General features: G+C 57.4%; 1 pseudogene. It reads left to right on the top strand.

The window, feature by feature from the left end:
• Positions 1-147 precede the first annotated feature (147 nt).
• Positions 148-1,586: pseudogene (locus tag FHT73_RS29245) on the top strand (ISNCY family transposase).
• The last annotated feature ends 213 nt before the right edge of the window (positions 1,587-1,799 follow it).

The following is a 1,799-nucleotide window of genomic DNA, read 5'->3' as shown; positions in this document are numbered from 1 at the left end:
TGTGTAGCGGCATTTTAGAGATGCGACACATAGGCCAGTTAGAGATGCGACACTCGTCGCCTCTCGGGATGCTGGTCGAACGTCAGGATTGGGGAGCAAGATTAGCGACGTGCAACGTGGCTGAGGCCATCTGTGTTCGGAGTCGTCATGTCTTGTTTGATTGTCATGTCGCAGAAGGAATTGCATCGCCTAGAACGTATTTGCGAAGTTCGCCGAGGCAGCCTGACGGTGGTTCGGGCTGCTGAGTTGTTGGGGCTCAGCCGCGGCCAGGTGCATCGGCTTCTGCAAGCCTATGACCAGGACGGAGCCGACGGTCTGAGGTCGAAGAAGCGCGGTCGTCCGAGCAACCGGCGCCACAGCGAGGATTTCCGCAACCTGGCTCTCGACCTGGTGCGTGAGCATTACGCGGACTTCGGGCCGACCTTGGCGGCGGAGAAGCTACTTGAGCGCCATCGGATATCGGTCAGCAAGGAGACGCTGCGTCAATGGATGATCGAAGCCGGCATCTGGGTGTCACGCCGCGAGCGCAAGAAGCGGGTCTTTCAGCCGCGTGGCCGGCGTGATTGTTTTGGTATTGTTTTGGTGAGCTTGTCCAGATCGATGGTTCGCATCACTGGTGGTTTGAAGAGCGTGGCCGCAAATGCGCCCTGCTCGTCTACATTGATGACGCCACTGGCAAGCTCTTGCATCTGCGCTTTGCGGCGTCTGAGAATACCTTTGATTATCTGCATGCGACGAAGGCCTATTTGCAGCAATGGGGCAAGCCGATTGCATTCTATAGCGACAAGCACGGTGTTTTCCGTAGCGCGCATGCCTCACTGAAGGACCGCACGAGCGGCCTGACGCAATTCGGTCGGGCGCTTTACGAGCTGAACATCGACATTATTTGTGCGAACACTCCACAAGCCAAAGGCCGTGTGGAACGCGCCAATCAGACGCTGCAGGATCGGTTGGTGAAGGAGTTGCGGCTGCGCGGTATCGATACGATCGAGGCGGCTAACGCCTATGCGCCAGAGTTCATGGCGGACTTTAATGCTCGGTTTGGCAAGCCCGCACGCAATCCGAAGGACATGCATTGGCCGCTGGCCGATCACGAGAACCTCGATGGTGCCATGTGCCGCAAGGAAGTTCGCAAGCTGTCGCATTCCTTGACGTTGCGCTACGACAAGGTGATGTTCATTCTCGATCCGACAGAGCGCGCGACGGCGCTAGCGGGCAAGAAGATGGTCGTTTGCGACTATCCTGACGGACGCCTCGAGATCACGCACGATGGGGTCTCCCTGCCCTACAAAACCTTCGACACGTTGCGGTCGGTGCACCGAGCGGACGTGGTTGAGAACAAACGGCTGGATGACATGCTGTCGATCGTCGCTGAGCTGCAGGCTGGGCGCCAGCAGCAGCGCAGCAAGAGCGGCCCTCGTCGCACTGGCCAGACGGATCATATGTTTGGCATTCCCGATGGCAGCAAGAGCAACGGCTATCAGACACGTGGTGCCAAGCCTGGACGGAAGACGGATTTTACGAAGGATCCCATCGTCATCGCCCGACGGCGACAAGCATTGGCGACCCGGGACGCGGCAGAGTGATGGAAGCGATCCGGTTGAGAAAGCTAAAGTATATGATTGCGCCAGAGCCATCCGCCGCCGACCGGGCTACGCAACCCCAGCCAGCTTCACCCGGCCGGCGGCTCACAGCTGCGCATCCATATCTATAGAATCTTGCAAATGAAGTAATAACAGATATTATTGTGTCGCGTTTCTAAATTGATTACTTTGTCTCATCTCTAAATAGCCGTGACA

The sequence above is a fragment of the Rhizobium sp. BK098 genome (assembly GCF_014193155.1).
Lineage (GTDB): Bacteria > Pseudomonadota > Alphaproteobacteria > Rhizobiales > Rhizobiaceae > Rhizobium.
This window is presented reverse-complemented; position numbering and strand designations above follow the sequence as displayed.